General features: G+C 54.9%; 23 protein-coding genes. 5 read left to right on the forward strand and 18 right to left on the reverse strand.

Annotation, left to right across the window (positions count from 1 at the left end; all coding sequences use genetic code 11):
- Positions 1–3 precede the first annotated feature (3 nt).
- Together cydA and M8Q36_RS23080 are read right to left on the reverse strand one after the other, a co-directional pair.
- The gene (gene cydA / locus M8Q36_RS23075; RefSeq protein WP_249882512.1) at positions 4–1,572 is read right to left on the reverse strand and encodes a cytochrome ubiquinol oxidase subunit I; all 1,569 of its coding nucleotides are present in this window, start codon (positions 1,570–1,572) and stop codon (positions 4–6) included.
- A gap of 649 nt (positions 1,573–2,221) precedes the next feature.
- On the reverse strand, positions 2,222–3,418 hold the full coding sequence (locus M8Q36_RS23080) for an MFS transporter (RefSeq protein ID WP_249882513.1): 1,197 nt from the start codon (positions 3,416–3,418) through the stop codon (positions 2,222–2,224).
- Between the two features lie 67 nt (positions 3,419–3,485).
- On the opposite strand from M8Q36_RS23080, the gene M8Q36_RS23085 reads away from it, so the two are divergent.
- Positions 3,486–3,944: a winged helix-turn-helix transcriptional regulator gene (locus M8Q36_RS23085; RefSeq protein WP_249882514.1), complete on the forward strand. Its 459-nt coding sequence runs from the start codon at positions 3,486–3,488 to the stop codon at positions 3,942–3,944.
- A gap of 73 nt (positions 3,945–4,017) precedes the next feature.
- Here the strand turns inward: M8Q36_RS23085 and sucD are convergent, their stop codons facing one another.
- The 8 genes from sucD to sdhC form a co-directional block, all read right to left on the reverse strand.
- On the reverse strand, positions 4,018–4,887 hold the full coding sequence (gene sucD / locus M8Q36_RS23090; RefSeq protein WP_249882515.1) for a succinate--CoA ligase subunit alpha: 870 nt from the start codon (positions 4,885–4,887) through the stop codon (positions 4,018–4,020).
- Positions 4,887–6,053: an ADP-forming succinate--CoA ligase subunit beta gene (gene sucC, locus M8Q36_RS23095; RefSeq protein WP_017455943.1), complete on the reverse strand. Its 1,167-nt coding sequence runs from the start codon at positions 6,051–6,053 to the stop codon at positions 4,887–4,889. Before sucC ends, sucD begins: the two co-directional genes overlap by 1 nt.
- A gap of 103 nt (positions 6,054–6,156) precedes the next feature.
- A complete protein-coding gene (odhB, locus tag M8Q36_RS23100) occupies positions 6,157–7,377 on the reverse strand; it encodes a 2-oxoglutarate dehydrogenase complex dihydrolipoyllysine-residue succinyltransferase (protein WP_249882516.1) in 1,221 nt (406 codons plus the stop codon).
- A 14-nt stretch (positions 7,378–7,391) separates the two neighbouring features.
- A complete protein-coding gene (sucA, locus tag M8Q36_RS23105) occupies positions 7,392–10,199 on the reverse strand; it encodes a 2-oxoglutarate dehydrogenase E1 component (RefSeq protein ID WP_086871595.1) in 2,808 nt (935 codons plus the stop codon).
- 376 nt (positions 10,200–10,575) lie between these two features.
- Positions 10,576–11,292, reverse strand: a complete 717-nt coding sequence (locus M8Q36_RS23110; RefSeq protein WP_017455940.1) for a succinate dehydrogenase iron-sulfur subunit — start codon at positions 11,290–11,292, stop codon at positions 10,576–10,578.
- 15 nt (positions 11,293–11,307) lie between these two features.
- Positions 11,308–13,074, reverse strand: coding sequence for a succinate dehydrogenase flavoprotein subunit (gene sdhA / locus M8Q36_RS23115; protein WP_249882517.1), 1,767 nt, complete (start codon positions 13,072–13,074; stop codon positions 11,308–11,310).
- Complete coding sequence (sdhD, locus tag M8Q36_RS23120; RefSeq protein ID WP_249882518.1) at positions 13,074–13,421, reverse strand: succinate dehydrogenase membrane anchor subunit; 348 nt, start codon at positions 13,419–13,421, stop codon at positions 13,074–13,076. The genes sdhA and sdhD overlap by 1 nt, the downstream gene beginning before the upstream one ends.
- Positions 13,415–13,819, reverse strand: a complete 405-nt coding sequence (gene sdhC / locus M8Q36_RS23125; protein ID WP_017455937.1) for a succinate dehydrogenase cytochrome b556 subunit — start codon at positions 13,817–13,819, stop codon at positions 13,415–13,417. Before sdhC ends, sdhD begins: the two co-directional genes overlap by 7 nt.
- A 275-nt stretch (positions 13,820–14,094) precedes the next feature.
- Here sdhC and M8Q36_RS25640 point away from each other — a divergent pair, with 275 nt between their 5' ends.
- Positions 14,095–14,253 carry a hypothetical protein gene (locus tag M8Q36_RS25640; protein WP_436873314.1) on the forward strand — a complete coding sequence of 53 codons (159 nt, stop codon included), beginning with the start codon at positions 14,095–14,097 and terminating at the stop codon, positions 14,251–14,253.
- A 203-nt stretch (positions 14,254–14,456) separates the two neighbouring features.
- Positions 14,457–15,743: a citrate synthase gene (locus tag M8Q36_RS23130; RefSeq protein WP_017455936.1), complete on the forward strand. Its 1,287-nt coding sequence runs from the start codon at positions 14,457–14,459 to the stop codon at positions 15,741–15,743.
- A gap of 45 nt (positions 15,744–15,788) precedes the next feature.
- Here M8Q36_RS23130 and nei read toward each other — a convergent pair whose 3' ends face one another.
- The 8 genes from nei to M8Q36_RS23170 form a co-directional block, all read right to left on the reverse strand.
- Positions 15,789–16,580 (reverse strand): endonuclease VIII, encoded by a 792-nt coding sequence (gene nei, locus M8Q36_RS23135; protein ID WP_249882519.1) that lies wholly within the window; start codon positions 16,578–16,580, stop codon positions 15,789–15,791.
- A 14-nt stretch (positions 16,581–16,594) separates the two neighbouring features.
- The gene (gene pxpA, locus M8Q36_RS23140; RefSeq protein WP_249882520.1) at positions 16,595–17,332 is read right to left on the reverse strand and encodes a 5-oxoprolinase subunit PxpA; all 738 of its coding nucleotides are present in this window, start codon (positions 17,330–17,332) and stop codon (positions 16,595–16,597) included.
- A complete protein-coding gene (gene pxpC, locus M8Q36_RS23145) occupies positions 17,322–18,254 on the reverse strand; it encodes a 5-oxoprolinase subunit PxpC (protein ID WP_249882521.1) in 933 nt (310 codons plus the stop codon). Before pxpC ends, pxpA begins: the two co-directional genes overlap by 11 nt.
- Positions 18,248–18,904 (reverse strand): 5-oxoprolinase subunit PxpB, encoded by a 657-nt coding sequence (pxpB, locus tag M8Q36_RS23150; protein ID WP_249882522.1) that lies wholly within the window; start codon positions 18,902–18,904, stop codon positions 18,248–18,250. Before pxpB ends, pxpC begins: the two co-directional genes overlap by 7 nt.
- Positions 18,905–18,915: 11 nt before the next feature.
- Positions 18,916–19,659 (reverse strand): type 2 GTP cyclohydrolase I, encoded by a 744-nt coding sequence (locus M8Q36_RS23155; protein WP_045509031.1) that lies wholly within the window; start codon positions 19,657–19,659, stop codon positions 18,916–18,918.
- A 10-nt stretch (positions 19,660–19,669) separates the two neighbouring features.
- Positions 19,670–21,082 carry a deoxyribodipyrimidine photo-lyase gene (gene phrB, locus M8Q36_RS23160; RefSeq protein WP_249882523.1) on the reverse strand — a complete coding sequence of 471 codons (1,413 nt, stop codon included), beginning with the start codon at positions 21,080–21,082 and terminating at the stop codon, positions 19,670–19,672.
- 16 nt (positions 21,083–21,098) lie between these two features.
- Entirely contained in the window at positions 21,099–21,353 is a 255-nt protein-coding gene (locus tag M8Q36_RS23165; protein WP_349654612.1) for a DUF1722 domain-containing protein, read from the reverse strand.
- Between the two features lie 214 nt (positions 21,354–21,567).
- Positions 21,568–21,774 (reverse strand): YbfA family protein, encoded by a 207-nt coding sequence (locus tag M8Q36_RS23170; protein WP_017455929.1) that lies wholly within the window; start codon positions 21,772–21,774, stop codon positions 21,568–21,570.
- A gap of 414 nt (positions 21,775–22,188) precedes the next feature.
- Here M8Q36_RS23170 and kdpF point away from each other — a divergent pair, with 414 nt between their 5' ends.
- Together kdpF and kdpA are read left to right on the forward strand one after the other, a co-directional pair.
- Entirely contained in the window at positions 22,189–22,278 is a 90-nt protein-coding gene (gene kdpF, locus M8Q36_RS23175) for a K(+)-transporting ATPase subunit F (protein WP_020457044.1), read from the forward strand.
- On the forward strand, positions 22,278–23,954 hold the full coding sequence (gene kdpA, locus M8Q36_RS23180) for a potassium-transporting ATPase subunit KdpA (protein WP_249882525.1): 1,677 nt from the start codon (positions 22,278–22,280) through the stop codon (positions 23,952–23,954). Before kdpF ends, kdpA begins: the two co-directional genes overlap by 1 nt.
- Positions 23,955–23,959: the final 5 nt, after the last annotated feature.

Here is a 23,959-nt window from a genome sequence, read left to right on the forward strand (position 1 = left end):
GTCTTAGCGTGCCGGCTGAGAAGCCACGGTGGACTGCTCGTAGTGATAGCGACCTGTTTTCAGACTGCTCGGCCCAAGGCGAGCAAATTTGAACATCAGGAACACTTCCGCCACCATAAACAGCGTATAAAGGCCGCAAATCAGAATCATGGAGAACAGCAGATCGCCAACGGTCAGCGATGAGTTCGCAACTGCGGTCGGCAGCACTTCACCAATCGCCCACGGCTGACGACCGTACTCTGCAACAAACCAGCCTGCTTCAATAGCAATCCACGGCAGCGGGATGCCATACAGCGCAGCACGCAGCAGCCATTTTTTCTCACCGATGCGGTTACGAATCACGGTCCAGAAAGAGGCACCGATAATCAGCAGCATCAGCACGCCAGCAGCCACCATCAAACGGAATGCGAAATACAGCGGCGCAACGCGTGGGATGGAGTCTTTAGTCGCTTGCTTGATCTGCGCTTCTGTCGCGTCAGCCACATTCGGCGTATAGCGTTTCAGCAGCAGGCCATAACCAAGATCTTTTTTGATGTTATTGAACTGGTCACGAATGGTCTGATCGGTAGAGCCTGCGCGCAGTTGCTCCAGCAACTGATACGCTTTCATACCATTACGGATGCGTTCTTCGTGCTGCACCATCAGATCTTTAAGACCAATAACCGGCGTATCAACAGAACGGGTGGCGATGATGCCCAGCGCATATGGGATCTGGATAGCAAATTTGTTCTCTTGCTTATCCTGGTCCGGTACACCAAACAGGGTAAACGCCGCCGGTGCAGGCTGAGTTTCCCATTCGGCTTCAATCGCAGCCAGTTTGGTTTTTTGCACGTCGCCCATTTCGTAGCCGGATTCATCACCCAGCACAATAACAGACAGCACTGCGGCCATACCGAAGCTGGCAGCAATAGCAAAAGAGCGTTTAGCAAAGGCGATGTCGCGCCCGCGCAGCAGGTAGTAGGAGCTGATGCCAAGGATAAAGATCGCACCACAGGTATAACCAGACGCCACAGTATGAACGAATTTCACCTGTGCAACCGGGTTAAGCACCAGCTCAGCGAAGCTCACCATCTCCATGCGCATGGTTTCAAAGTTGAAATCAGAAGCAATCGGGTTTTGCATCCAGCCGTTTGCGACCAGAATCCACAGTGCGGACAAGTTGGAGCCAAGAGCCACCAGCCAGGTCACTGCCATATGCTGCACTTTGCCCAGACGATCCCAACCGAAGAAAAACAGACCTACAAACGTAGACTCGAGGAAGAAGGCCATCAGACCTTCAATGGCCAGCGGCGCACCGAAGATATCCCCAACATAATGGGAATAGTAAGACCAGTTAGTCCCGAACTGGAACTCCATCGTCAGACCGGTAGCCACGCCCAGTGCGAAGTTGATACCAAACAACTTGCCCCAGAACTTGGTCATATCTTTATAAATCTGTTTGCCGGAGAGGACGTAGACCGTTTCCATAATTGCCAGCAGGAACGCCATACCGAGCGTCAGTGGCACAAACAGAAAGTGGTACATCGCGGTCAAGGCAAACTGTAAGCGCGACAGTTCGACTATATCTAACATTATGACTCCTTGCTCATCGCATGAAGACTCCGAGAGTAAACCCCGTTAGCGAAGGTTCACACGCATGCCCCAATACAAAATTGCTGCACTGTTTTATTCACGTCACATAAAGCGTGACAATGAATGAAAAAAGTTACAACCAGGTTAATAAAAAACTCGAATTGATCTCACGCATATATTACTCCGCAAAACCCTTACAATAAAAAGGTTTTTATTGAGTTAGTTTTACGTTTTTCGACAGTGATCAATTTATAGCGAATTTACCATTTTTGCACCAATTTGATCGGCGACAATTTAACGATTTTCAGCACCTTTTCCAAGCTTTTAAATATTGATTTAAATCAATTTTATTCTGTATTGTTAATTTTGTTTCTGGTGTATGGTCACAGTAAAAACATTGTTAACAGTATGTTCATTTTAACGCCATTAATGGTTATCAATCGGCAAGTAAAGATAAATAATGGCGACTTTATTTAACGTTTATCATTCATCTAAAAAATGAGACACTCGTTGCATCTAAAGGGGGACGTAAAATTAAAGCGGGTGATTACCTTGTTTATTTTACAATTATTTCACTTCCACGATTATCATACTTAACACCGCGCAGTGATTATTCGTTATATTTCCTACACGCTAATACCCTTTTATTTTATAGGTTATTACTGAAAAGCATCCAGCGCCGGGTTTCGACCCAGACGATAAGCGCCAGCAACGTTACTGCTGCGCCAAGCAAGCAAACCCCCTGCCAGCCGAAAGCAGCATAAATCGCCGTCGTTGCCATGGCACCCAGTCCGCTGCCAAGAGCGTAAAACAGCATATACAACGCCACCAGTCTGCCGTGCTGCGAGGCGTGGGTACGCAAAATCAGGCTCTGATTTGTCACATGCAGTGCCTGACCACCAAGATCGAGCAAAACAATGCCGAAAATAAACAACACCAGAGAGTGTTGTAGCTGTGACAGCGGCCACCAGGCCAGCAGCAACAAAAAAAGCGCCAGCAAACTTGTGTGCTGCGCGTTGCCGCGATCCGCTTCGCGCCCGGCTTTTGCCGCCATCAGCGCGCCCGCAACGCCCGCCAGGGCAAACAAGCCAATAGCCGTATGGGAGAAACCAAACGGTGCCGCGCTTAACGGCAGCACCATTGCGCTCCAGAAAATGTTAAAAGCGGCAAACATCAACAAAGCCAATACGCCGCGGACTTGCAGTACGCGATGCGTGCGTAACAGCCCCAGCATTGAGGTCATCAAACGTAACCAACTGACAGAAATCATCGCGCTGCGCATAACAGGTAACCGCCGCCAGAGCAGCAGCAATAACACCAGCATCAGCGATGCCGAGACGCCATAAACCGCGCGCCAACCCGCTAAATCGCTAATAACACCGGCAAAAACTCGCGCTAATAGCAGGCCGATAAAAACGCCGCCTTGCGCCGCACCCACTACCCTGCCCCGTTCCTGTTCATTAGCAATGCTGGCTGCGCTGGCAATCAACCCTTGTGTCATCGCCGTGCCCAGTAACCCCGTCGCCAGCATACCCACAAGCAACACAGTTGCCGATTGCGCCAGCGCGACGACGGCAAGCGCACCCACCAGCGCCAGCAACTGCACCAACATTAACCTGCGTCGCTCAACAACATCGCCCAATGGCACCAACAGCAGTAAGGCCAGTGCCGATCCCACTTGTGTCGCCGTCACCACGCCGCCGACAGTTGCCTGGCTGATAGCAAAGCTCTGCGCCAGTGCATCCAGCAGCGGCTGCGCGTAATAGACATTCGCCACACATAAACCACTGGCTACCGCAAACAAGGCGATGACACCGCGCGGCGTTGCCTGTGCGTTTTTATTCATATTCGATCCTGGTTGCAAAACGAAACTAGTTGAAGGGTAGATAAACCAGTTTTAAAATGCAACCAGAATGTTAAACCGGAGATTCACCGTGCAACTGAATACTCAACCTTGCCCCGTCGCGCGTTCTGTCGATTTGATTGGCGATCGCTGGGCACTGCTTATCGTGCGTGACGCTTTTGATGGCGCGCGCCGTTTTGGCGATTTTCAGCGTGGTCTTGGCGTGGCGCGCAATATTCTTACCGACAGGCTACGCAAACTGGTGGAAGCGGGTATTTTCACCACCCAGCCGGCATCAGACGGCACGGCGTATCAGGAGTATGTGCTGACAAAAAGAGGTGAGTCGTTGTTTCCGGTCGTCGTGGCGCTACGCCAGTGGGGCGAACAGCATCTTTTCGCGCCGAACGAGCCGCATTCCGTGTTGATTGATAGCCAAAGCGGTGAAGCTATTCTGCCGATGCAACCGCAGGCAGCAGACGGGCGTATCCTTAGTGCGGCAAACACGCAGGTACGTAAACTGCAGCCATAAAAAAGGCCGCTACGGGAGCGGCCAACCATGTCGAAAGGATACTTGCTCCCCTACATGGAGGAGCAATAAGGTTTTATTTGATAACAGATTTCAGCGCTTCGCCAATGTCGGCCAGGCTGCGCACGGTTTTCACGCCTGCCGCTTCCAGAGCAGCGAATTTCTCATCCGCAGTGCCTTTACCACCGGCAATAATGGCGCCTGCGTGGCCCATACGTTTGCCTTTTGGCGCGGTCACGCCAGCGATATAACCCACCACCGGTTTGGTCACGTGATCTTTGATATACGCTGCCGCTTCTTCTTCCGCGCTGCCGCCGATCTCACCGATCATTACAATCGCTTCGGTCTGCGGATCTTCCTGGAACAGTTTCAGGATATCGATAAAGTTTGAACCCGGGATCGGGTCACCGCCGATGCCTACACAGGTGGACTGGCCGAAACCGTAATCCGTGGTCTGTTTAACCGCTTCATAGGTCAGCGTACCGGAACGGGAAACAATACCGACTTTACCAGGCTTATGAATATGACCAGGCATGATACCGATTTTGCACTCGCCTGGGGTGATAACACCCGGGCAGTTCGGGCCAATCATGCGCACGCCAGCTTCGTCCATCTTCACTTTCACCGTCAGCATATCCAGCGTCGGAATACCTTCAGTAATGGTGATAATCAGTTTAATGCCCGCGTCGATGGCTTCGAGGATCGAGTCTTTACAGAACGGTGCCGGAACATAGATCACGGTAGCCGTCGCGCCAGTTGCTTCAACCGCTTCGCGCACGGTGTTAAACACCGGCAGGCCGAGGTGCGTAGTGCCGCCTTTGCCCGGGGTAACGCCGCCAACCATCTGGGTGCCATAGGCAATTGCCTGCTCGGAGTGGAAAGTCCCCTGGCTTCCGGTGAAGCCCTGGCAGATAACTTTGGTGTTCTTATCAATCAAAACAGACATTATTTCCCCTCCACTGCGGCAACAACCTGCTGTGCTGCATCCGTCAGACTTTTCGCTGCAATAATATTCAGGCCACTGTCCGCCAGGCGTTTCGCGCCCAGTTCAGCATTGTTACCTTCCAGACGCACAACCACCGGTACGTTAACACCTACTTCTTCTACCGCGCCGATAATACCGTCAGCGATCAGGTCGCAACGCACGATACCGCCGAAGATGTTAACCAGTACGGCTTTCACGTTCTCATCGGAAAGGATAATTTTGAACGCTTCGGTCACGCGCTCTTTGGTCGCACCGCCGCCCACGTCCAGGAAGTTCGCCGGCTCGCCACCATGCAGTTTCACGATGTCCATGGTGCCCATCGCCAGACCTGCGCCGTTGACCATACAACCGATGTTGCCATCCAGTGCAACATAGTTCAGTTCCCAGTGCGCTGCCTGCGCTTCGCGCGGATCTTCCTGCGACTGGTCGCGCATTTCGCGCAGTTCCGGCTGGCGGAACAGAGCGTTGCCGTCAGCACCCAGTTTGCCGTCGAGGCAGATCAGATCGCCCTGTTTGGTGATAACCAGCGGGTTGATTTCAATTAGCGCCAGATCGCGCTCAAGGAAAATGGTCGCCAGGCCCATGAAAATCTTGGTGAATTGCTGAACCTGCTTGCCTTCCAGACCCAGTTTGAATGCCAGGTCGCGTCCCTGATACGGCATCGGGCCGGTCAGCGGGTCGATGGTGGTTTTGTGGATCAGATGCGGGGTCTCTTCCGCCACTTTCTCGATTTCCACGCCACCTTCGGTGGAGGCCATGAACACGACACGGCGAGAACTACGGTCAACCACCGCGCCCAGATACAGCTCTTTGTCGATATCAGTCGCCGCTTCAACCAGGATCTGGTTTACCGGCTGGCCGTTCGCGTCTGTTTGGTAGGTCACCAGGCGTTTGCCCAGCCAGTTTTCCGCGAAGGCGCGAATATCTTCTTTGCTGTTGACGACTTTTACGCCGCCCGCTTTACCACGGCCGCCTGCATGGACCTGGCATTTAACCACCCAAGGGCCTGCGCCGATTTTGGATGCCGCTTCTTCGGCTTCACGCGGGGTAGTACAGGCGTAACCAACCGGAGTCGGCAGACCTGACCGGGCAAACAGTTGTTTCGCCTGATACTCGTGTAAGTTCATGTGTTCTATCCATCCTTCATTTAATTTGTCACGCCGGATGACGGCCTACAAAGCAGGTGTTCGTTATAGTGGCCCGGCAACGGACGTTGCCGGGCTAAGGACACTAGACGTCCAGCAGCAAGCGAGTCGGATCTTCCAGCAGCTCTTTGATGGCTACCAGGAAACCAACGGATTCGCGACCGTCAATCAGACGGTGGTCGTAAGAGAGCGCCAGGTACATCATCGGCAGGATCTCAACCTTGCCATCAACCGCCATCGGGCGATCTTTAATGGCGTGCATACCCAGAATCGCACTCTGCGGCGGGTTGATGATCGGTGTAGACATCAGCGAACCGAACACCCCACCGTTGGTGATGGTGAAGTTACCGCCGGTCAGATCGTCAACGGTCAGTTTGCCGTCACGGCCTTTCACTGCCAACTCTTTGATTTTCTTCTCGATATCCGCCATGCCCAGCGTATCGACATCGCGCAGCACCGGTGTTACCAGACCACGCGGCGTGGAAACCGCCATGCTGACATCGAAATAGTTGTGGTAAACCACGTCATCGCCATCGATGGACGCGTTCACTTCCGGGTAGCGTTTCAGCGCTTCAACCACCGCTTTCACGTAGAAAGACATAAAGCCCAGGCGGATACCGTGACGTTTTTCAAACGCGTCACCGTACTGCTTACGCAGATCCATAATCGGCTTCATGTTGACTTCGTTGAACGTGGTCAGCATGGCGGTGGAGTTTTTCGCTTCCAGCAGACGCTCAGCAACACGTTTGCGCAGACGGGTCATCGGCACGCGTTTTTCGGTGCGGCCAGCCAGCGGTGCCACCGGGGCGCTCACCGGAGCAGCAGCCGGTTTCTCTTCTTTCGCCGGTGCTTTCGCCAGGTGTTTCTCAACATCTTCGCGAGTGATACGACCACCGACGCCCGTGCCTTTGATAGCGCTGGCTTCGAGGTTGTGCTCAGCCAGCAGGCGACGGATCGCCGGGCTCAGTGCGTCATTGTTTTGCTCTTCCAGCGAGGCCTGCTGGCGCTGTGCCGGCGTGGACGCTTTCTCTTCAGATTTGGCGCTGCTCTCTTTACCAGAGCTGTTGCCCTCTTTCAGGCGGCCCAGGATCTGGCGGGAGGTCACAGTGGTGCCTTCATCTTCCAGCACCGCGTCCAGAATACCGTCTGCCGACGCCGGTACTTCCAGTACCACTTTGTCAGTTTCGATTTCGACCAACACTTCGTCGCGTCGTACGCTATCGCCTGGTTTTTTGTGCCAGGTCGCAACGGTCGCGTCAGCAACGGACTCGGGCAGATCGGGAACAAGAATATCTACGCTACTCATTATTTATCCTTTAATTAATCGACGTTCAGCGCGTCATTTACCAGATCTTGTTGCTGTTTCTGGTGAACGGACAGGTATCCCACCGCCGGAGAGGCGGAGGCCGGGCGACCTGCATAACGCAGAGCGGCCCCAAACGGAATCACATCACGGAAATGATGCTGGCTGCAGTACCAGGCGCCCTGGTTAAGCGGCTCTTCCTGGCACCAGACAAAATCATGTACGTGAGCGTAAGGTTTCAGCGCTTCCTGCACCGACTGGTGCGGGAACGGGTAAAGCTGTTCGATACGCACAATCGCGACATCTTTCTGGTCGTTTTTACGACGCTGTTCCAGCAGATCATAATAGACCTTACCGGAGCACAGGATCACGCGCTTAACGCCTTGCGGATCAAGATCATCCACTTCGCCAATCGCCGGCATAAAGGTGCCGTTCGCCAGCTCATCCAGCGTGGAAACCGCCTGCGGATGACGCAGCAGCGACTTCGGCGACATCACCACCAGCGGGCGACGCATACCGCGCAGCGCCTGGCGACGCAGCATGTGGTAAACCTGCGCCGGGGTAGACGGCACGCAGACCTGCATATTTTGCTCAGCACACAGTTGCAGATAACGCTCCAGACGCGCGGAGGAGTGCTCCGGACCCTGGCCTTCATAACCGTGCGGCAGCAGCATCACCAGGCCACACATACGGCCCCATTTCTGCTCGCCGGAGCTGATGAACTGGTCGATAACCACTTGCGCGCCGTTGGCGAAATCGCCGAACTGTGCTTCCCAGATGGTCAGCGTGCGCGGTTCTGCCGTGGCATACCCATATTCAAACGCCAGTACCGCTTCTTCGGAGAGCACGGAGTCCCACACGCGGAACGCCCCCTGCGAATTGTGTACATGGCTCAGCGGCGTATAGGTAGAACCGTTCGCCTGGTTGTGGATCACCGCATGGCGATGGAAGAAGGTGCCGCGGCCGGAGTCTTCACCGGACAAACGTACCGGAATCCCTTCATCCACCAGCGTGGCATACGCCAGTGTTTCTGCGCCGCCCCAGTCGAACAACTTCTCACCGCTCGCCATCAACTGGCGGTCAGCGTAAATCTTCGCCACGCGGGACTGCATTTCGATGGCTTCCGGCACCGTACTGATGCGTTTTGCCAGCTCCTGCAAGCGCTTCATTTCTACCTTGTTCGGGTAGCTTTCATCCCACTCGTGGTTGAGGTACGGCGACCAGGTAAAGGAGTGCATATTCATCGGACGCCATTCGGCGACCACACACTCACCCGCATCCAGCGCATCGCGGTACAGGTTTACCATTTCGGTGGCATCTTCCAGCGTAATGGTTTTTTCCTGCTCCAGGCGATCGGCGTAGATTTTGCGCGGCGTCGGGTGTTTTTTGATTTTCTGATACATCAGCGGCTGGGTTGCGCTCGGCTCGTCGGCTTCGTTGTGGCCGTGACGGCGGTAACACACCAGGTCGATAAAGACATCGCGTTTGAAAGTATTACGGAAGTCGAGCGCCAGGCGAGTGACGAACGCCACTGCTTCCGGATCGTCCGCATTAACGTGGAAAATCGGCGCCTGCACCATCTTACCGATGTCGGTACAGTATGGCGTAGAGCGCGCATCCAGCGGGTTCGAGGTGGTGAAGCCCACCTGGTTGTTAATGACGATACGCACCGTGCCACCCACTTCGTAGCCGCGTGCTTTCGACATGTTCAGGGTTTCCTGCACCACGCCCTGGCCCGCAACGGCGGCGTCGCCGTGAATGGTGATTGGCAGCACTTTATTGCTGCTCGGTTCGTCAAGGCGGTCAAGACGCGCACGAACGGAACCGATAACCACCGGGCTGACAATCTCGAGGTGTGACGGGTTAAACGCCAGCGCCAGGTGAACCAGGCCGCCTTCCGTTTCCACGTCGGACGAGAAGCCCATGTGATATTTCACGTCGCCGGTGCCGAGGTGTTCTTTATGTTTACCGGCGAATTCGTCAAACAGATCCTGCGGCTGTTTACCCAGCACGTTAACCAGTACGTTCAGACGTCCGCGGTGCGCCATACCCAGCACCACTTCACGGGTACCGCTCTTGCCCGCATGACGGATCATCTCTTTGAGCATTGGCACCAGCGCATCGCCGCCTTCCAGCGAGAAGCGCTTCGCACCGGGGAATTTCGCGCCCAGATAACGTTCAAGACCTTCTGCGGCCGTCAGTTCAGTCAGGAAGCGTTTTTTCTCTTCGCTGCTGAAGCTGGATTTACCGGCTGCGGATTCGATGCGTTGCTGGATCCAGCGCTTCTCTTCGGTGCTGGTGATATGCATATATTCCGCACCGATCGAACCGCAATAGGTCTCTTTCAGTGCGTTAATCAATTCGCCCAGCGGCATGGTGTCTTTGCCAATCGCAAAAGAACCCACGTTAAAGCTGTTCTGGAAATCGGCTTCCGTCAGATCGTGGTAAGCCGGATCGAGATCGGCAACCCTCTCTTGCTGCCACAATCCCAGCGGATCGAGGTTCGCATGTTGGTGACCACGAAAACGGTATGCGTTGATAAGTTGCAGGACTTTAACCTGCTTCACATTGGTGTCGGGGTCGGAAATAGAGGAAGAGTAACGTGAAGCATCTTTCGCCAGCTGACGGAAATAATCACGCGTCTTGGAGTGGAACTGATCCGGTTTGACTCCGGTGCCCGGTAACTGCTGGAACATAGAACGCCAGTTTGCATCTACCGAGTCAGGATCGGTTAAGAAGTCTTCATAGAGCTGTTCTATCCAGCTCTGGTTAGACCCAGAGAGGTAAGAAGAGTCCAGCCAGGCTTTCATTGCGCCGTTCTGCATCGTGATCCCTTAAGCATTGTTATGCTTACTTCGCCGTGGATAACTACGACGTACACCCGTTAGCGCACGTCCCAGGGTTCACTTGCGGGCTCTTGGTGGCCCGCGAAGGAACCTTTAAAAACTGCCTAATCTTCGCTGTCCGGGCTGCGACTGCGTTGGCTACCTTTGCTTACCCTGGTCACATAGTTGACTATGCTCCCAGGGATGCGCTCAGTTGCCGCCTTGTCTCGCACCAGACATCTCAATTATGTCTACTGTGGCGGTTTTTAAAGGTTTCCTGCTTCCTTGTTACCCGGCGGCGCTAACGCTGCCGGGCAAAAAAAACATCACTATTAATGTAGGCCGGATACGCGTCAGCGCCATCCGGCACTGACATTTATGCGCTTCGTTGCAACAACATCGACTTAATATGACCGATGGCGCGCGTCGGGTTCAGCCCTTTCGGGCATACACTGACGCAGTTCATAATGCTGTGGCAGCGGAATACGCTGAAAGCATCGCTTAACCCTTCCAGACGGTTATCGGTTTCCGTATCGCGGCTGTCGATCAGGAAACGGTATGCCGCCAGCAGGCCGGCCGGACCGATAAATTTGTCCGGGTTCCACCAGAACGACGGGCAAGATGTCGAGCAGCAGGCGCAGAGAATACATTCATAGAGACCATCGAGTTTTTCACGCTGGTCAGGTGACTGTAAGTGCTCTCTTGCTGGCGGATTTTGCCCATTATTCAATAAGTAAGGCTTAATCTTCTCATATTGGGCGTAGAATTGTCCCATGTCCACCACCAAATCGCGGATCACCGGCAGACCAGGCAGAGGACGGATCACAATCTTCTGTTTGCCGTTGCCCAGAGCGGAAATCGGGGTGATACACGCCAGACCGTTCTTACCGTTCATGTTCAAACCATCGGAACCACACACCCCTTCACGGCAGGAGCGGCGGAACGACAGCGTAGGATCTTTTTCTTTCAGCTGCATTAACGCATCCAGCAGCATCATGTCGCGCCCTTCTTCGCCTTCCAGGGTGTAATCCTGCATGCGCGGCGCGTCATCAACGTCCGGGTTATAGCGATAAATCGAAAATTCGAGTTTCATAATCCTGTCTCCGCATTAATAAGTACGAATCTTCGGCGGGAATGCCGGACGCAGTTTCGGTTCCATATTGACGCTGCGACGCGTCATGGACTCCGTTTCTGGCAGATACAGGGAATGGCACAGCCAGTTTGCGTCGTCACGATCCGGATAGTCGAAGCGGCTATGCGCGCCACGGCTCTCAGTACGGAAGTTTGCGGAGACCGCCGTTGCATACGCGGTTTCCATCAGGTTATCCAGCTCCAGGCACTCAACGCGCTGGGTGTTAAACTCGGTGGAGGTATCGTCCAGACGGGCGTTTTTCAAACGCTCGCGGATCACTTTCAGTTGCTCAAGCCCTTTCGCCATCGCATCGCCCTCGCGGAAGACCGAGAAGTTATGCTGCATACACTCTTGCAGCGCTTTACGAATGGTGACCGGATCTTCGCCGTTGCGGTTGTTGTTCCAGCGGTTGAGGCGCTCAAGTGACGCTTCAACATCAGAATCGCTGGCATCGCGCAGCGCGCCCTGCTCGGCGATCGATTCTTGTAAATGCAGACCTGCCGCACGGCCAAACACCACCAGATCCAGCAGCGAGTTACCGCCCAGACGGTTAGCACCGTGTACGGATACGCAAGCAATTTCACCTACGGCAAACAGCCCCGGAATGACCACATCTTCGCCCTTCTCGTTCACCGTCAGCGCCTGGCCAGTGACTTTGGTCGGAATACCGCCCATCATATAGTGGCAAGTCGGGATAACCGGGATCGGCTCTTTCACCGGATCGACGTGCGCAAAGGTGCGCGACAGTTCAAGGATCCCCGGCAGGCGTGATTCCAGCACCTCTTTGCCCAGGTGATCGAGTTTCAGTTTCGCGTGCGGCCCCCACGGGCCTTCGCAGCCGCGACCTTCACGGATTTCGATCATGATGGAACGCGCCACCACATCACGACCCGCCAGGTCTTTAGCGTTTGGCGCATAACGCTCCATAAAGCGCTCGCCATGTTTGTTCAGCAGGTAACCACCTTCACCGCGGCAACCTTCCGTTACCAGTACACCCGCGCCCGCAATACCGGTTGGGTGGAACTGCCACATTTCCATATCCTGCACCGGTACGCCTGCGCGCAGCGCCATACCAACGCCGTCGCCGGTATTGATATGTGCGTTAGTGGTGGACTGGTAAATACGGCCTGCACCGCCGGTCGCCAGCACGGTAGCACGCGCTTTGAAGTAGACCACTTCGCCAGTTTCAATGCACAGTGCGGTACAACCCACCACCGCGCCATCCTGGTTTTTCACCAGATCCAGCGCGTACCACTCGGAAAAGATCGTCGTGTGGTTTTTCAGGTTTTGCTGATAAAGGGTGTGCAACAGCGCATGACCGGTACGGTCCGCTGCGGCTGCCGTGCGCGCCGCCTGTTCGCCGCCGAAGTTTTTCGACTGGCCGCCAAACGGGCGTTGATAGATACGGCCATCATCAAGGCGGGAGAACGGCAGACCCATATGTTCCAGCTCAAGAATCGCTTCCGGGCCGGTTTTACACATATATTCAATGGCATCCTGGTCACCGATGTAATCGGAACCTTTTACCGTGTCATACATGTGCCATTCCCAGTTATCTTCATGGGTATTACCCAGCGCAACGGTAATGCCGCCTTGCGCAGATACGGTGTGAGAACGGGTTGGAAAGACTTTAGAGAGCAGCGCACAGGTTTGCCCACTCTGGGAAATTTGCAGCGCTGCGCGCATACCTGCGCCACCGGCACCAATAACAACAGCATCAAATTCTCTGACTGGCAGTTTCATTACACACCCCACACCACAACGAATCCATAAATCACGTAAACCGCGAGTGCAACGACGATAGCCAGTTGCAGAACCAGGCGCACAGCCAGCGATTTAACGTAGTCGGTCAACACCTGCCACATGCCAATCCAGGCATGGATCAGAATCGAAAACAGCGCCAGCAGCGTGAAGACTTTCGTGAAAGCGGAGGAGAAAAACTCAGTCCACACCACCCAGGTCAGATCGCCGTGTGTGGCAAAAAAACCGACCATATAGATGATGTATAACGTCAGGACGATGGCAGTAGCACGGACAAGAATAAAATCATGTACGCCGTTGCGTCCTAATGCGGAGGCGTTGCTTACCATACGAGGACTCCTGCGAGAATTGAAAGCACGACAGTGATTGCAAAAGAGAGATTAGCGGAACGCTTTCCTGCTTCGAAGGTTTCTTCCAGCCAGCCAAAATCCATTAACATATGGCGAATACCGCCCACAGCGTGATAAGCCAGCGCTGTCAGGATGCCCCAGAAAATGAATTTAACGAAAAAGCTGCTCATGATGGCAGAGGCGGTCAGGAAGCCCTCTTCGGATGACAGCGACAGGCCCAATAACCACAGCAGAATGCCAACCGCCACGAAAGTAATGACGCCGGAAACGCGGTGGAGAATGGAAGCTATAGCCGTAACAGGAAACCGAATTGTTGTCAGATCCAGATTGACAGGTCTTTGTTTTTTCACATTTTTTATCATGAATAACGCCCACATGCTATTCTTATAGTTTCCTTCCTCCGGTCTGCGTGCGGGTCAGACAGCGTCCTTTTCTATAACTGCTCGTCATGCAAAAAATTAGCTTCCAGATGCTAAACGACAGGTTACAACGCTGGGTGGCTCGGGATTGCAGGGGTATTCCGGAGACCTGGCGGCAGTATAGGTCGTTCACAAAATCATTACAATTAACCTACATATAGTTTGTCGGGTTTTATGCAGAACAGTGACCCCCATCACGATAACAACATTCTTTTAAATTTTAATCATCTGATTTGACAAAAGTTAAACATTCTTGTTACAAACTACGCCAGAAAGGGCTTATAATTCGCAAAAGTTATGGGGTCTTACTTTCACCTGAGAATAAGTTATGTAACAGTGTGATGGTATTGACCGATGTAATCAGGACAGTTATTAGTGGTATACAGGTTTGATAAATTCGGACTGCTAAGACGCTGATTTGCTGTTTTTTCACTGTGTTTTCAATGTGTACTTGCACGCGCCCATCGCTCTGTACCCTGGTACCTCCTCTCAACAGAGCTGCGAGCTAAATAACAAACTGGTAACGTTGACGGGCAGTTGAATGCAAATCCGGTGACTGGCGGTCTTAAGCAATAAGGCGCTAAGGAGACCGTAAATGGCTGATAAGAAAGCAACCATCACCTACAATGGTGACGCTGCTATTGAACTGGATGTGCTAAAAGGCACGCTCGGTCAGGATGTGATTGATATCCGTAGTCTCGGTTCAAAAGGGGTATTCACTTTTGACCCAGGTTTTACCTCTACCGCATCATGCGAATCGAAAATCACCTTTATCGACGGTGACGAAGGTATTCTGCTGCACCGTGGTTTCCCTATCGACCAACTGGCGACCGAATCCAACTATCTGGAAGTCTGCTACATTCTGCTGTACGGCGAAAAACCGACGCAGGAACAGTTTGACGAATTCAAACTGACCGTAACGCGCCACACCATGATCCATGAGCAGATCACCCGTCTGTTCCACGGTTTCCGTCGCGACTCGCACCCAATGGCGGTGCTGTGCGGTGTGACCGGCGCGCTGGCCGCGTTCTACCATGACTCACTGGATGTTAACAATCCGCGTCACCGCGAGATTGCCGCGTTCCGCCTGCTGTCAAAAATGCCGACCGTCGCGGCGATGTGTTACAAATATTCCATTGGTCAGCCGTTCGTCTACCCGCAGAATAACCTCTCCTACGCCGGTAACTTCCTGCACATGATGTTCTCCACGCCGTGTGAACCGTATGAAGTGAACCCGGTGCTGGAACGCGCAATGGACCGCATCCTGATCCTGCACGCCGACCATGAACAAAACGCTTCCACCTCTACCGTGCGTACCGCTGGCTCTTCTGGCGCGAACCCGTTCGCCTGTATCGCTGCGGGTATCGCCTCCCTGTGGGGACCGGCACACGGCGGCGCCAACGAAGCTGCGCTGAAGATGCTGGAAGAGATCAGTACCGTGAAACACATTCCGGAATTCCTGCGCCGCGCCAAAGACAAAAACGATTCGTTCCGTCTGATGGGCTTCGGTCACCGTGTCTACAAGAACTATGACCCGCGCGCGACCGTGATGCGTGAAACCTGCCACGAAGTGCTGCGTGAGCTGGGCACCAAAGATGATCTGCTGGAAGTGGCGATGGAGCTTGAGCACATTGCGCTCAACGACCCGTACTTTATCGAACGTAAGCTCTACCCGAACGTCGACTTCTACTCCGGTATCATTCTGAAAGCGATGGGTATTCCGTCGTCCATGTTTACCGTTATCTTCGCGATGGCGCGTACCGTGGGCTGGATTGCACACTGGAACGAAATGCACGACGACGGCATCAAAATTGCCCGTCCGCGCCAGCTGTACACCGGTTACGAAAAACGCGAGTTCAGCTCCGATCTGAAAAAAGATTGATAGCTAACCCGCAGAAAAAACGCGCCTTCAGGCGCGTTTTTTATTTTAATGCTGACAAGCCGGGCACCAGTAAAATGGCCGGGACGACATGGTGGTTTTCTCAATTATCCCGCCGCAACGCTCGCACGGTTCGCCTGCGCGGTGAAACACCTTAAAGCGAAACAGCGCGCCGTGGTGTTTATTCTCTTCCACCACGCCGCGTGTCTGGTACGACAAACGCGGAATATCCAGCAGCGCATGCGCTAACACGTCGAGTTGTTCTTCGCTTAGCTGCGAAGCGTTACGCTGCGGTGCCAGGGCGCTTTGCCAGAGAATTTCGACGCGCAGGTAATTTCCCAGCCCGGCAAGAAAGGCCTGATCGAGCAATAACCCGGAAAACTGGCGACGGCGAAAACGGGGAGATAACAACCGCGCTTTTACCTGCTCTACGGTTAGCGTCATATCCAGCACATCCGGGCCAACACGCTGTAAAAACGGATGCTGCGCCAGTTGTTCCGGTGTGAGTAACGCAATGTCCGACGCGCTGTACAGCAAAATCGCCTTCTGCTCCGTTTGCAGCCGCACACGCAGCACACGGTTGGTTTGCGGGATCTCACCTGCCCCGACCACACGCCAGACGCCGTACAGCTGGTTATGGCTGTAAAGCGTCAGTCCACCGGAAAAATGCGTCAGAAGCGCTTTTCCCCGCGTTTCAATGTTCTCAACGTACTGCCCCACAAGATCAGCGGCGAAACCTTTCAACGACGGCAGGCCAAACCAGACATCCGTCAATGGTTTGCCTTTAACAGCGGTTTCAAGCGTATCCGCCGCCCGGCGGATCTCCGGTCCTTCCGGCATAAAAACTCCTTGCGTTAGTGGGCGGAAATCATCACACCACGTTGGGTGAAGGCACCGTGTAAGCGGCGGGCAAACAGCAGCGCGTGCTCGCCATCACCGTGCAGGCAGACCGTTTGCGCCTGCACATTAACAAACTCACCGGTGACACACCTCACCCGCCCTTTCAGCACCATGTCCAGCGTTTGCGCCAGCGCCAGATTGTCATCATCAATCAGTGCGGCAGGCTCACTGCGCGGCACCAGCCGACCATCGCGAAGGTAGCCGCGATCGGCAAACACCTCCTGGCGCGTACGCAAACCATAACGCTCTCCGGCACGAATTAACTCGCTGCCCGCCAGCCCAACCAGAATCAATGCGGGATCCGCATCGTAAACCGCTCCGGCAATGGCATCGGCCAGCGCCACGTCATCCGCCGCCTGGTTATAGAGCATACCGTGCGGTTTCACATGGTGCAGTTTGCCGCCTTCGGCACGCACCATCGCCGCCAGGGCACCAATTTGATACAGCATCTGCGCATAGACAATATCCGGTGGCAGGTGCATCGGCGTGCGGCCAAAATTCTCCCGATCCGGAAAAGAGGGATGGGCGCCCACCGCCACGCCGTTACGCAATGCTTCACGCACGCAGGTCAGCATGGTTTGCGCATCGCCTGCGTGGAAACCGCAGGCGATATTGGCGGAAGAAACAAGCTGGAGCAGCGCCGCATCGTTGCCGCAGCCTTCGCCGAGATCGGCGTTTAAATCAATCTTCATTGTGCAGACGCCATGCCAGTTGATCGAGATAGATTCGCTGCTCGCGCCGCGCCTTTAGCGCCTCATCCAGCGAGCACTGGACAAAGTGTATCGGCTGCCCGAGTGGGATTTGCGCCAGATGGTACATATCCGCCTCGATAATGCAGGCAATTCGCGGGTAGCCGCCAGTGGTCTGGGCATCATTCATCAGCACTATCGGTTGCCCGTTAGAGGGAACCTGCACCACGCCCGGCAACAAGCCGTGGGAAAGCAGTTCGCGTGACGTAGTGCGCATCAGCGGCTGGCCCTGCAAACGATAACCCATGCGGTTACTCTGCGGGCTTATCTGCCACGGCAAACGCCAGAGCGCCTCCTGCGAGGCGCTGTCAAATTCGTGATACTCCGGCCCTGGCAATGCGCGAATACGGTTGCCCCACAGCAACTGTTTTACCCCTTGCTGCGTGTGAAAATGACGGACAGGTTCGCCCAATGGCAACACATCGCCATCGCGCAATAATCGCCCTTCCAGCCCGCCGATGGCGGTTTTCAGATCGGTACTGACCGAGCCCATCACCGCCGGCACGGCAAAGCTGCCGGCAACCGCAAGATAGCTGCGCACGCCGTGCAGCGGCCTTTTCAGCACCAGCCGCTGCCCGGCTTTTGCCGCAAATCGCCAGCCGGTCCACACCGCTTTACCGTCAAGTTTCGCCTCACAGCCTGCGCCAGTGAGCGCAAACCAGACATCGCGACCAAACTCCACTTCGCACTGACCAAAGGTGATTTCCAGCGCCGCCGCCTCCGGCGCGTTCCCCACCAGCGCATTAGCAATCTGCAACGCGGGTTCGTCCAGCGCGCCACAATAACTGACGCCGGACTGGCGCAAGCCAATACGTTTGCCGCCCTGCAAGGTGGTATACATTCCCGCGCGGATAATTTTCAGCATACGCCCTCCTTGCGCGGCACAAACCGCAGCGTGTCGCCCGGACGTAATAGCACCGGCTCCGGCAAGCGCGGGTTGAATAACGCCAGATCGGTACGGCCAATCAGGTTCCAGCCGCCGGGCGTTTCCAGTGGGTAAATGCCGGTTTGCGCGCCGCCAATGGCGACAGAGCCGGCGGGAACGCTCACTCGCGGTTCAGCGCGGCGCGGTGTGGCGAGCGCCTCCGGCATCCCGCCCAGATAAGGGAAACCTGGCTGGAAACCAAGAAACCACACCACGTAATCGAGAGAAGCATGCAGCTCAACAACCTGCTTTTCCGTCATCCGGCAGTGTTCCGCCACCAGCCCCAGATCCGGTCCGGCCGCTTTGCCGTACAGCACCGGGATCTCAATGGATCGTGACTCGGGCTCCAGCGCCTCGCTCTCTTCCCACCAGCGCTGTAAACGCTCAATCGCGTCGAGCGCCAGCGAATGCGGATCGCGCAGCACCACCGTAATGTTATTCATCCCCGGAATGGCTTCCACCACGTCCGGCACGTCCGCCAGCCGCTGCGTCAGCCGCCAGATACGCTTTTGCGTCGCCAGTTGTACCGGAGGCTCAAGCTCCAGCACCACCGCGCTTTCACCTAACAAATAACACCGTGCTCGCTGCACTTGTACTCTCCTTACGCCGGGTTCGGAATATCGATAAACGTGACGTCAAGATCGGTATTTTCATTCAACCAGTCGCTGAGCGCGCGAATGCCGCCGCGCTCGGTAGCGTGGTGGCCCGCAGAGTAGAAATGCAGCCCCTGTTCACGGGCAGAGTGAATGGTCTGCTCGGAAACTTCGCCGGTGATAAACGCATCTACGCCGAAGCGGGCTGCTTTATCAATAAAACCCTGCCCGCCGCCGGTACACCAGGCAACGCGGGTGATTTTTTCCGGCCCGGTATCGCCACACCACAGCGGCTTGCGCCCGAGACGCGCTTCAATCCACGACGCCAGCTCCAGCCCCGGAACCGGCATGGAGAGTTCGCCCCACGGCAGCAGCTCTTCAATTTCGCCCATTACGTTAATGCCGAGCAACGCCGCCAGTTGAGCGTTATTGCCAAGCTCCGGGTGCGCATCGAGCGGGAGGTGCCAGCCGTACAGGTTGATGTCGTTCGCCAGTAACGTTTTCAGGCGATTACGCTTCATCCCGCGAATGATCGGCGCTTCGTTTTTCCAGAAATAACCGTGATGCACAATCACCGCGTCCGCCTGCTGGCGTACCGCTTCGTCCAGCAATGCCTGGCTTGCGGTCACGCCGGTGATAATTTTCTGTACCGTTTCCCGCCCCTCAACCTGTAGCCCGTTCGGGCCGTAATCACTGAACGCCGCACTGTTAAGTTTTTCGTTAATCAGTTTTTCCAGCTCGGTATTTTTCATCATCACTCCTTTACGCTTTACGGGCAGCTTCATAGGCCGCCAGCGTGGCGGTACGCGCCTGTTTATGGTCAACAATCGGGCGGGGATAATCGAGTTTTACCCCGTGTTTATCCGCCCAGTCCCAGGGTTGATGCACCGATTTTTCCGGCACATTTTTCAGCTCCGGTAGCCAGTGGCGAATAAACGCGCCGTCAGCATCAAACCGTTCGCCCTGCGTGGTCGGGTTAAAAATACGAAAATAGGGAGCCGCATCGGTGCCTGTCGAGGCCGCCCACTGCCAGCCGCCATTGTTTGCCGCGAAATCGCCATCGATCAACTGCGACATAAAATAACGCTCCCCATGACGCCAGTCGATAAGTAAGTCCTTGACCAGAAAGCTCGCGGTTATCATCCGTAAGCGGTTGTGCATCCAGCCGGTGGCGTTCAACTGGCGCATCGCCGCATCAACAATAGGGTAGCCGGTATTGCCGCGTTGCCAGGCCTGCAGATGCCCGGCGTTTTCCTGCCACTGCACCTTATCAGTCCAGGCTATAAAAGGACGATGCTTACAGAGCGCCGGATGATAGGTCATCAGATGGCGATAAAATTCGCGCCAAATCAGCTCATTCAGCCACACGGCTCCCGGTCCGCCGTCGAGCGCCCGCGGTTGTTCAGCCAGCAGACGATGCAGGCACTGGCGCGGCGATAACGCGCCAGTCGCCAGACACGCCGACAAGCGGCTGGTGCCTTCGATTGCCGGGAAATCGCGCTGCTGCTCATACGCCGCCGCCTGCTGCTGGCAAAACTGACGAAGCCGTGCGAGAGCGCTTTTCTCATCGGCCGGGAACAGGTTTTCGTCAAATTCCTGCTGCGGATAATCAAGCGTAATCGGTTTTACTGCGACCTCGACGCCTTCACGCGGGTGCGGTGCGGCGACACACTGAGGCAGATCCGCTTTCAGCCGACGCAGAAAGGCGTTTTTAAAGGGCGTAAAGACTTTATACATCTCATGATTGCCGGTCATCACGCTACCAGGTGCCAGCATCACGCTGTCGTCAAAACCCTGGCAGGCAACATTTGGCAGCGCCTTTTCGACGGCCGCGTCACGCTGTCGTTCGTTAAATTCGTATTGATAGTTATAAAAAAGATGGCTGACTTGCTCGCGCCCACAGACATCCACCACCGTTTGTACGCTGTCGGTAAAATCTGCCGCTTCCCGGTAGATCAACGGAATGCCCTTTTCCGCCAGCGCCTGCTGCAAAGCGTTGAGATGCGCATTGAGACAGGCAGCCTGGCGTGGCGCCATATTATGTTGACGCCACTGTGCCGGCGTGGCGATAAACAGGGCTTTTACCTGCGCGTTATCGCTGCGACAGGCAGCAGCAAGCGCAAGATTGTCGTGCACGCGCAAATCCGCGCGAAACCAGACCAGATGGGTGGTCATACCGCTCCTAATATCCTTAATGTAAGCACCGCGCCGCTGGTCGGGAGTTAACGTGGCGTAGCCCGGCCAGGGACGCGTCGGGAAATTCAACCATATAGTGTTTGAGTAAGGTCTTCGGTGCAAGCCGTGGCTGGGGTCGCTGGCGGTAACATTCAATCAGCGTGGAGAGGGCTGGCTGCTGGCGGGCATAATGCGTTTGATAAAAACCAGACATCAACGCCCTGGTATGATTGCGCCGCGTGGCTAGCGCCAGGCGGGTCGGAGCAAATATCTGGCGGGCAGAGAGCGACTTAGCCGCGAGCGCAAGCCCTGTATAACAACCTTAAAAAAAGACAGGTTTCCCGGACAAACAGGCATGAATGCCAGCGGGGATGTTCTCGCGCATTACGGCTCCTTTTTCTACCCCGGTAAGTGTAGTCACAGGCCGCAGGTAAAAAAAAGCCACCGCAAAAGCGGTGGCGATGAGGTTTGCTGTGTGTCGTCGATTAATAAAAGTCGCAGGCTACTTTCTCTGCCTGCTCCATCCACACCGGTTTATCGCTGGTTTTTGCCCAGACGCGATGCAGATAGCTGTAAAAACGTGCGCGGTCTTTCCAGAACAACATTACCGGCAACGCCAGCACACCCGCCAGAACGGCGAAAGCACGTCGCATCAACACAATATGAGCCGGAAACGCTTTGTATGTGTCCATAATTCTCTCCCCTTTGTCAGGCCGGTAAGCAGCACCGGAAAATAATTAGCCCCCACTGAAAGCCACTAACGTAAAAACCAGGGCGGCACTGAAATCTGGTTAAAATAGTACCGTTTTGTTTGTAATTTTACTACTCATCCGACCACTATTTTTTGTCAATTTAGGCTTTATTTACATTGAGCCAGTAAATAAGTTACAAAATGGTTAAATTAATACTAACCATCAGTTAAATTGTGGATTATTTGATAAACAGGATTGCCCGGGAAAGGGGCAACCCGCATTCACACCACTCCCCCGGCTCATTCCGCGCGATTTTTATATTTTTTTTACACCTCGCCCGCCGATTTTTGCGAAATCTTTGCGTCGAAAATTCTACTTTTTCTGCACATCGTTAAATCACCCCGGAGGTGGATTGTGAGTGCAGGCGTAGTAATCGGCATCGTGCTGGTTTTCCTGTTATTGGGCTATCTGGTTTATGCCCTGATCAACGCGGAGGCTTTTTGATGGCCGCTCAGGCGTTTCTTCTGATTGCCAGCTTTCTGCTGGTATTGTTTATCCTCGCGCGCCCGCTCGGTTCGCTGCTGGCGAAAATGATCGCCGGGCAGCCGCTGCCCGGCGTGCGCGGTGTGGAAAACCTCCTCTGGCGCGGGCTTGGTATCGATACCCGTGAAATGAACTGGCGCCACTATTTACTGGCGATTTTGTGGCTGAACATCTTCGGCCTGGTGCTGCTGTTTGCGATGCTGATGCTGCAAGGCATTCTGCCGCTCAACCCACAAAATCTACCGGGACTTTCCTGGCATCTGGCGATGAACACCGCCGTCAGCTTTATCTCTAACACCAACTGGCAGGCGTATTCCGGGGAGAGCACCCTGAGCTATTTCAGCCAGATGGCGGGACTGACGGTACAAAACTTCTTATCCGCCGCGACGGGTATTGCTGTGGTCTTTGCGCTGATCCGCGCTTTTTCGCGGCGCAGTATGGAGACGCTCGGGAATGCCTGGGTCGATATCACGCGTATTACCCTGTGGCTGTTGCTGCCTGTCTCACTGCTGATTGCGCTGTTTTTTATTCAGCAAGGAGCGCTGCAAAACTTTTCGGCGTACCAGGCTTATACCTCGCTGGAAGGTGTGCAACACCTGATGCCGATGGGGCCTGTTGCGTCGCAAGAAGCGATAAAAATGCTCGGCACCAACGGCGGTGGATTCTTTAATGCCAACTCGTCGCATCCGTTTGAAAACCCTACTGCTTTAACCAATTTTGTGCAGATGCTGGCGATCTTCCTGATCCCGGCGGCGCTGTGCTTCGCCTTTGGCGATGCGGTTGGCGATCGCCGTCAGGGACACATGTTGCTGTGGGCAATGTCGATTATTTTCGTCATCTGCGCCGGGATTGTGATGTGGGCGGAATTACAGGGTAACCCGCACTTCCTGACGCTCGGCGGCGACAGCGCCATCAATATGGAAGGGAAAGAGAGCCGTTTCGGCATTCTGGCCAGCAGCTTGTACGCCGTGGTCACCACCGCGGCCTCTTGCGGCGCGGTCAATGCCATGCACGACTCGTTTACCGCGCTTGGCGGCATGATCCCGATGTGGCTGATGCAGATTGGCGAAGTGGTGTTCGGCGGCGTGGGTTCAGGTCTGTACGGCATGCTGCTGTTTGTGCTGCTGGCGGTGTTTATCGCCGGGCTGATGATTGGCCGCACACCTGAATTCCTCGGCAAGAAAATCGACGTGCGTGAAATGAAAATGACCGCGCTGGCGATCCTCGTCACCCCGGCTCTGGTGCTGATTGGCACCGCGCTGGCGATGATGACCGACGCCGGTCGCAGCGGCATGTTCAACCCCGGTATTCACGGCTTTAGCGAAGTGCTGTACGCCGTCTCATCTGCCGCCAATAACAACGGTAGCGCCTTTGCGGGCTTAAGCGCCAATACGCCGTTCTGGAACTGTTTGCTGGCGTTTTGCATGTTCTTTGGTCGCTTCGGTGTGATTGTGCCGGTGATGGCGATTGCCGGTTCGCTGGTGGCGAAGAAAATTCAACCGACCAGCTCCGGCACGCTGCCAACGCATGGCGCGCTGTTTATCGGTCTGTTGATCGGCACTGTGTTACTGGTCGGCGCTTTAACCTTTATTCCTGCCCTGGCGCTCGGCCCGGTGGCGGAATACCTGCAATTTTAAGAGTG

The organism is Kosakonia sp. R1.Fl (assembly GCF_023516815.1).
Lineage (GTDB): Bacteria > Pseudomonadota > Gammaproteobacteria > Enterobacterales > Enterobacteriaceae > Kosakonia.

Excerpts from the sequence above, each read along its gene's own strand:
- sucD (WP_249882515.1), bottom strand. The coding sequence starts at position 4,887 with ATGTCTGTTTTGATTGATAAGAACACCAAAGTTATCTGCCAGGGCTTC.
- M8Q36_RS23170 (WP_017455929.1), bottom strand. The coding sequence starts at position 21,774 with ATGGACACATACAAAGCGTTTCCGGCTCATATTGTGTTGATGCGACGT.
- M8Q36_RS23155 (WP_045509031.1), bottom strand. The coding sequence starts at position 19,659 with ATGAAAAATACCGAGCTGGAAAAACTGATTAACGAAAAACTTAACAGT.
- M8Q36_RS23130 (WP_017455936.1), top strand. The coding sequence starts at position 14,457 with ATGGCTGATAAGAAAGCAACCATCACCTACAATGGTGACGCTGCTATT.
- sucA (WP_086871595.1), bottom strand. The coding sequence starts at position 10,199 with ATGCAGAACGGCGCAATGAAAGCCTGGCTGGACTCTTCTTACCTCTCT.
- sucC (WP_017455943.1), bottom strand. The coding sequence starts at position 6,053 with ATGAACTTACACGAGTATCAGGCGAAACAACTGTTTGCCCGGTCAGGT.
- nei (WP_249882519.1), bottom strand. The coding sequence starts at position 16,580 with ATGCCGGAAGGACCGGAGATCCGCCGGGCGGCGGATACGCTTGAAACC.
- sdhD (WP_249882518.1), bottom strand. The coding sequence starts at position 13,421 with ATGGTAAGCAACGCCTCCGCATTAGGACGCAACGGCGTACATGATTTT.
- pxpC (WP_249882521.1), bottom strand. The coding sequence starts at position 18,254 with ATGCTGAAAATTATCCGCGCGGGAATGTATACCACCTTGCAGGGCGGC.
- phrB (WP_249882523.1), bottom strand. The coding sequence starts at position 21,082 with ATGACCACCCATCTGGTCTGGTTTCGCGCGGATTTGCGCGTGCACGAC.
- sdhC (WP_017455937.1), bottom strand. The coding sequence starts at position 13,819 with ATGTGGGCGTTATTCATGATAAAAAATGTGAAAAAACAAAGACCTGTC.
- odhB (WP_249882516.1), bottom strand. The coding sequence starts at position 7,377 with ATGAGTAGCGTAGATATTCTTGTTCCCGATCTGCCCGAGTCCGTTGCT.
- kdpA (WP_249882525.1), top strand. The coding sequence starts at position 22,278 with ATGGCCGCTCAGGCGTTTCTTCTGATTGCCAGCTTTCTGCTGGTATTG.
- sdhA (WP_249882517.1), bottom strand. The coding sequence starts at position 13,074 with ATGAAACTGCCAGTCAGAGAATTTGATGCTGTTGTTATTGGTGCCGGT.
- M8Q36_RS23080 (WP_249882513.1), bottom strand. The coding sequence starts at position 3,418 with ATGAATAAAAACGCACAGGCAACGCCGCGCGGTGTCATCGCCTTGTTT.
- M8Q36_RS23085 (WP_249882514.1), top strand. The coding sequence starts at position 3,486 with ATGTTAAACCGGAGATTCACCGTGCAACTGAATACTCAACCTTGCCCC.
- cydA (WP_249882512.1), bottom strand. The coding sequence starts at position 1,572 with ATGTTAGATATAGTCGAACTGTCGCGCTTACAGTTTGCCTTGACCGCG.
- M8Q36_RS23110 (WP_017455940.1), bottom strand. The coding sequence starts at position 11,292 with ATGAAACTCGAATTTTCGATTTATCGCTATAACCCGGACGTTGATGAC.
- pxpA (WP_249882520.1), bottom strand. The coding sequence starts at position 17,332 with ATGAAGATTGATTTAAACGCCGATCTCGGCGAAGGCTGCGGCAACGAT.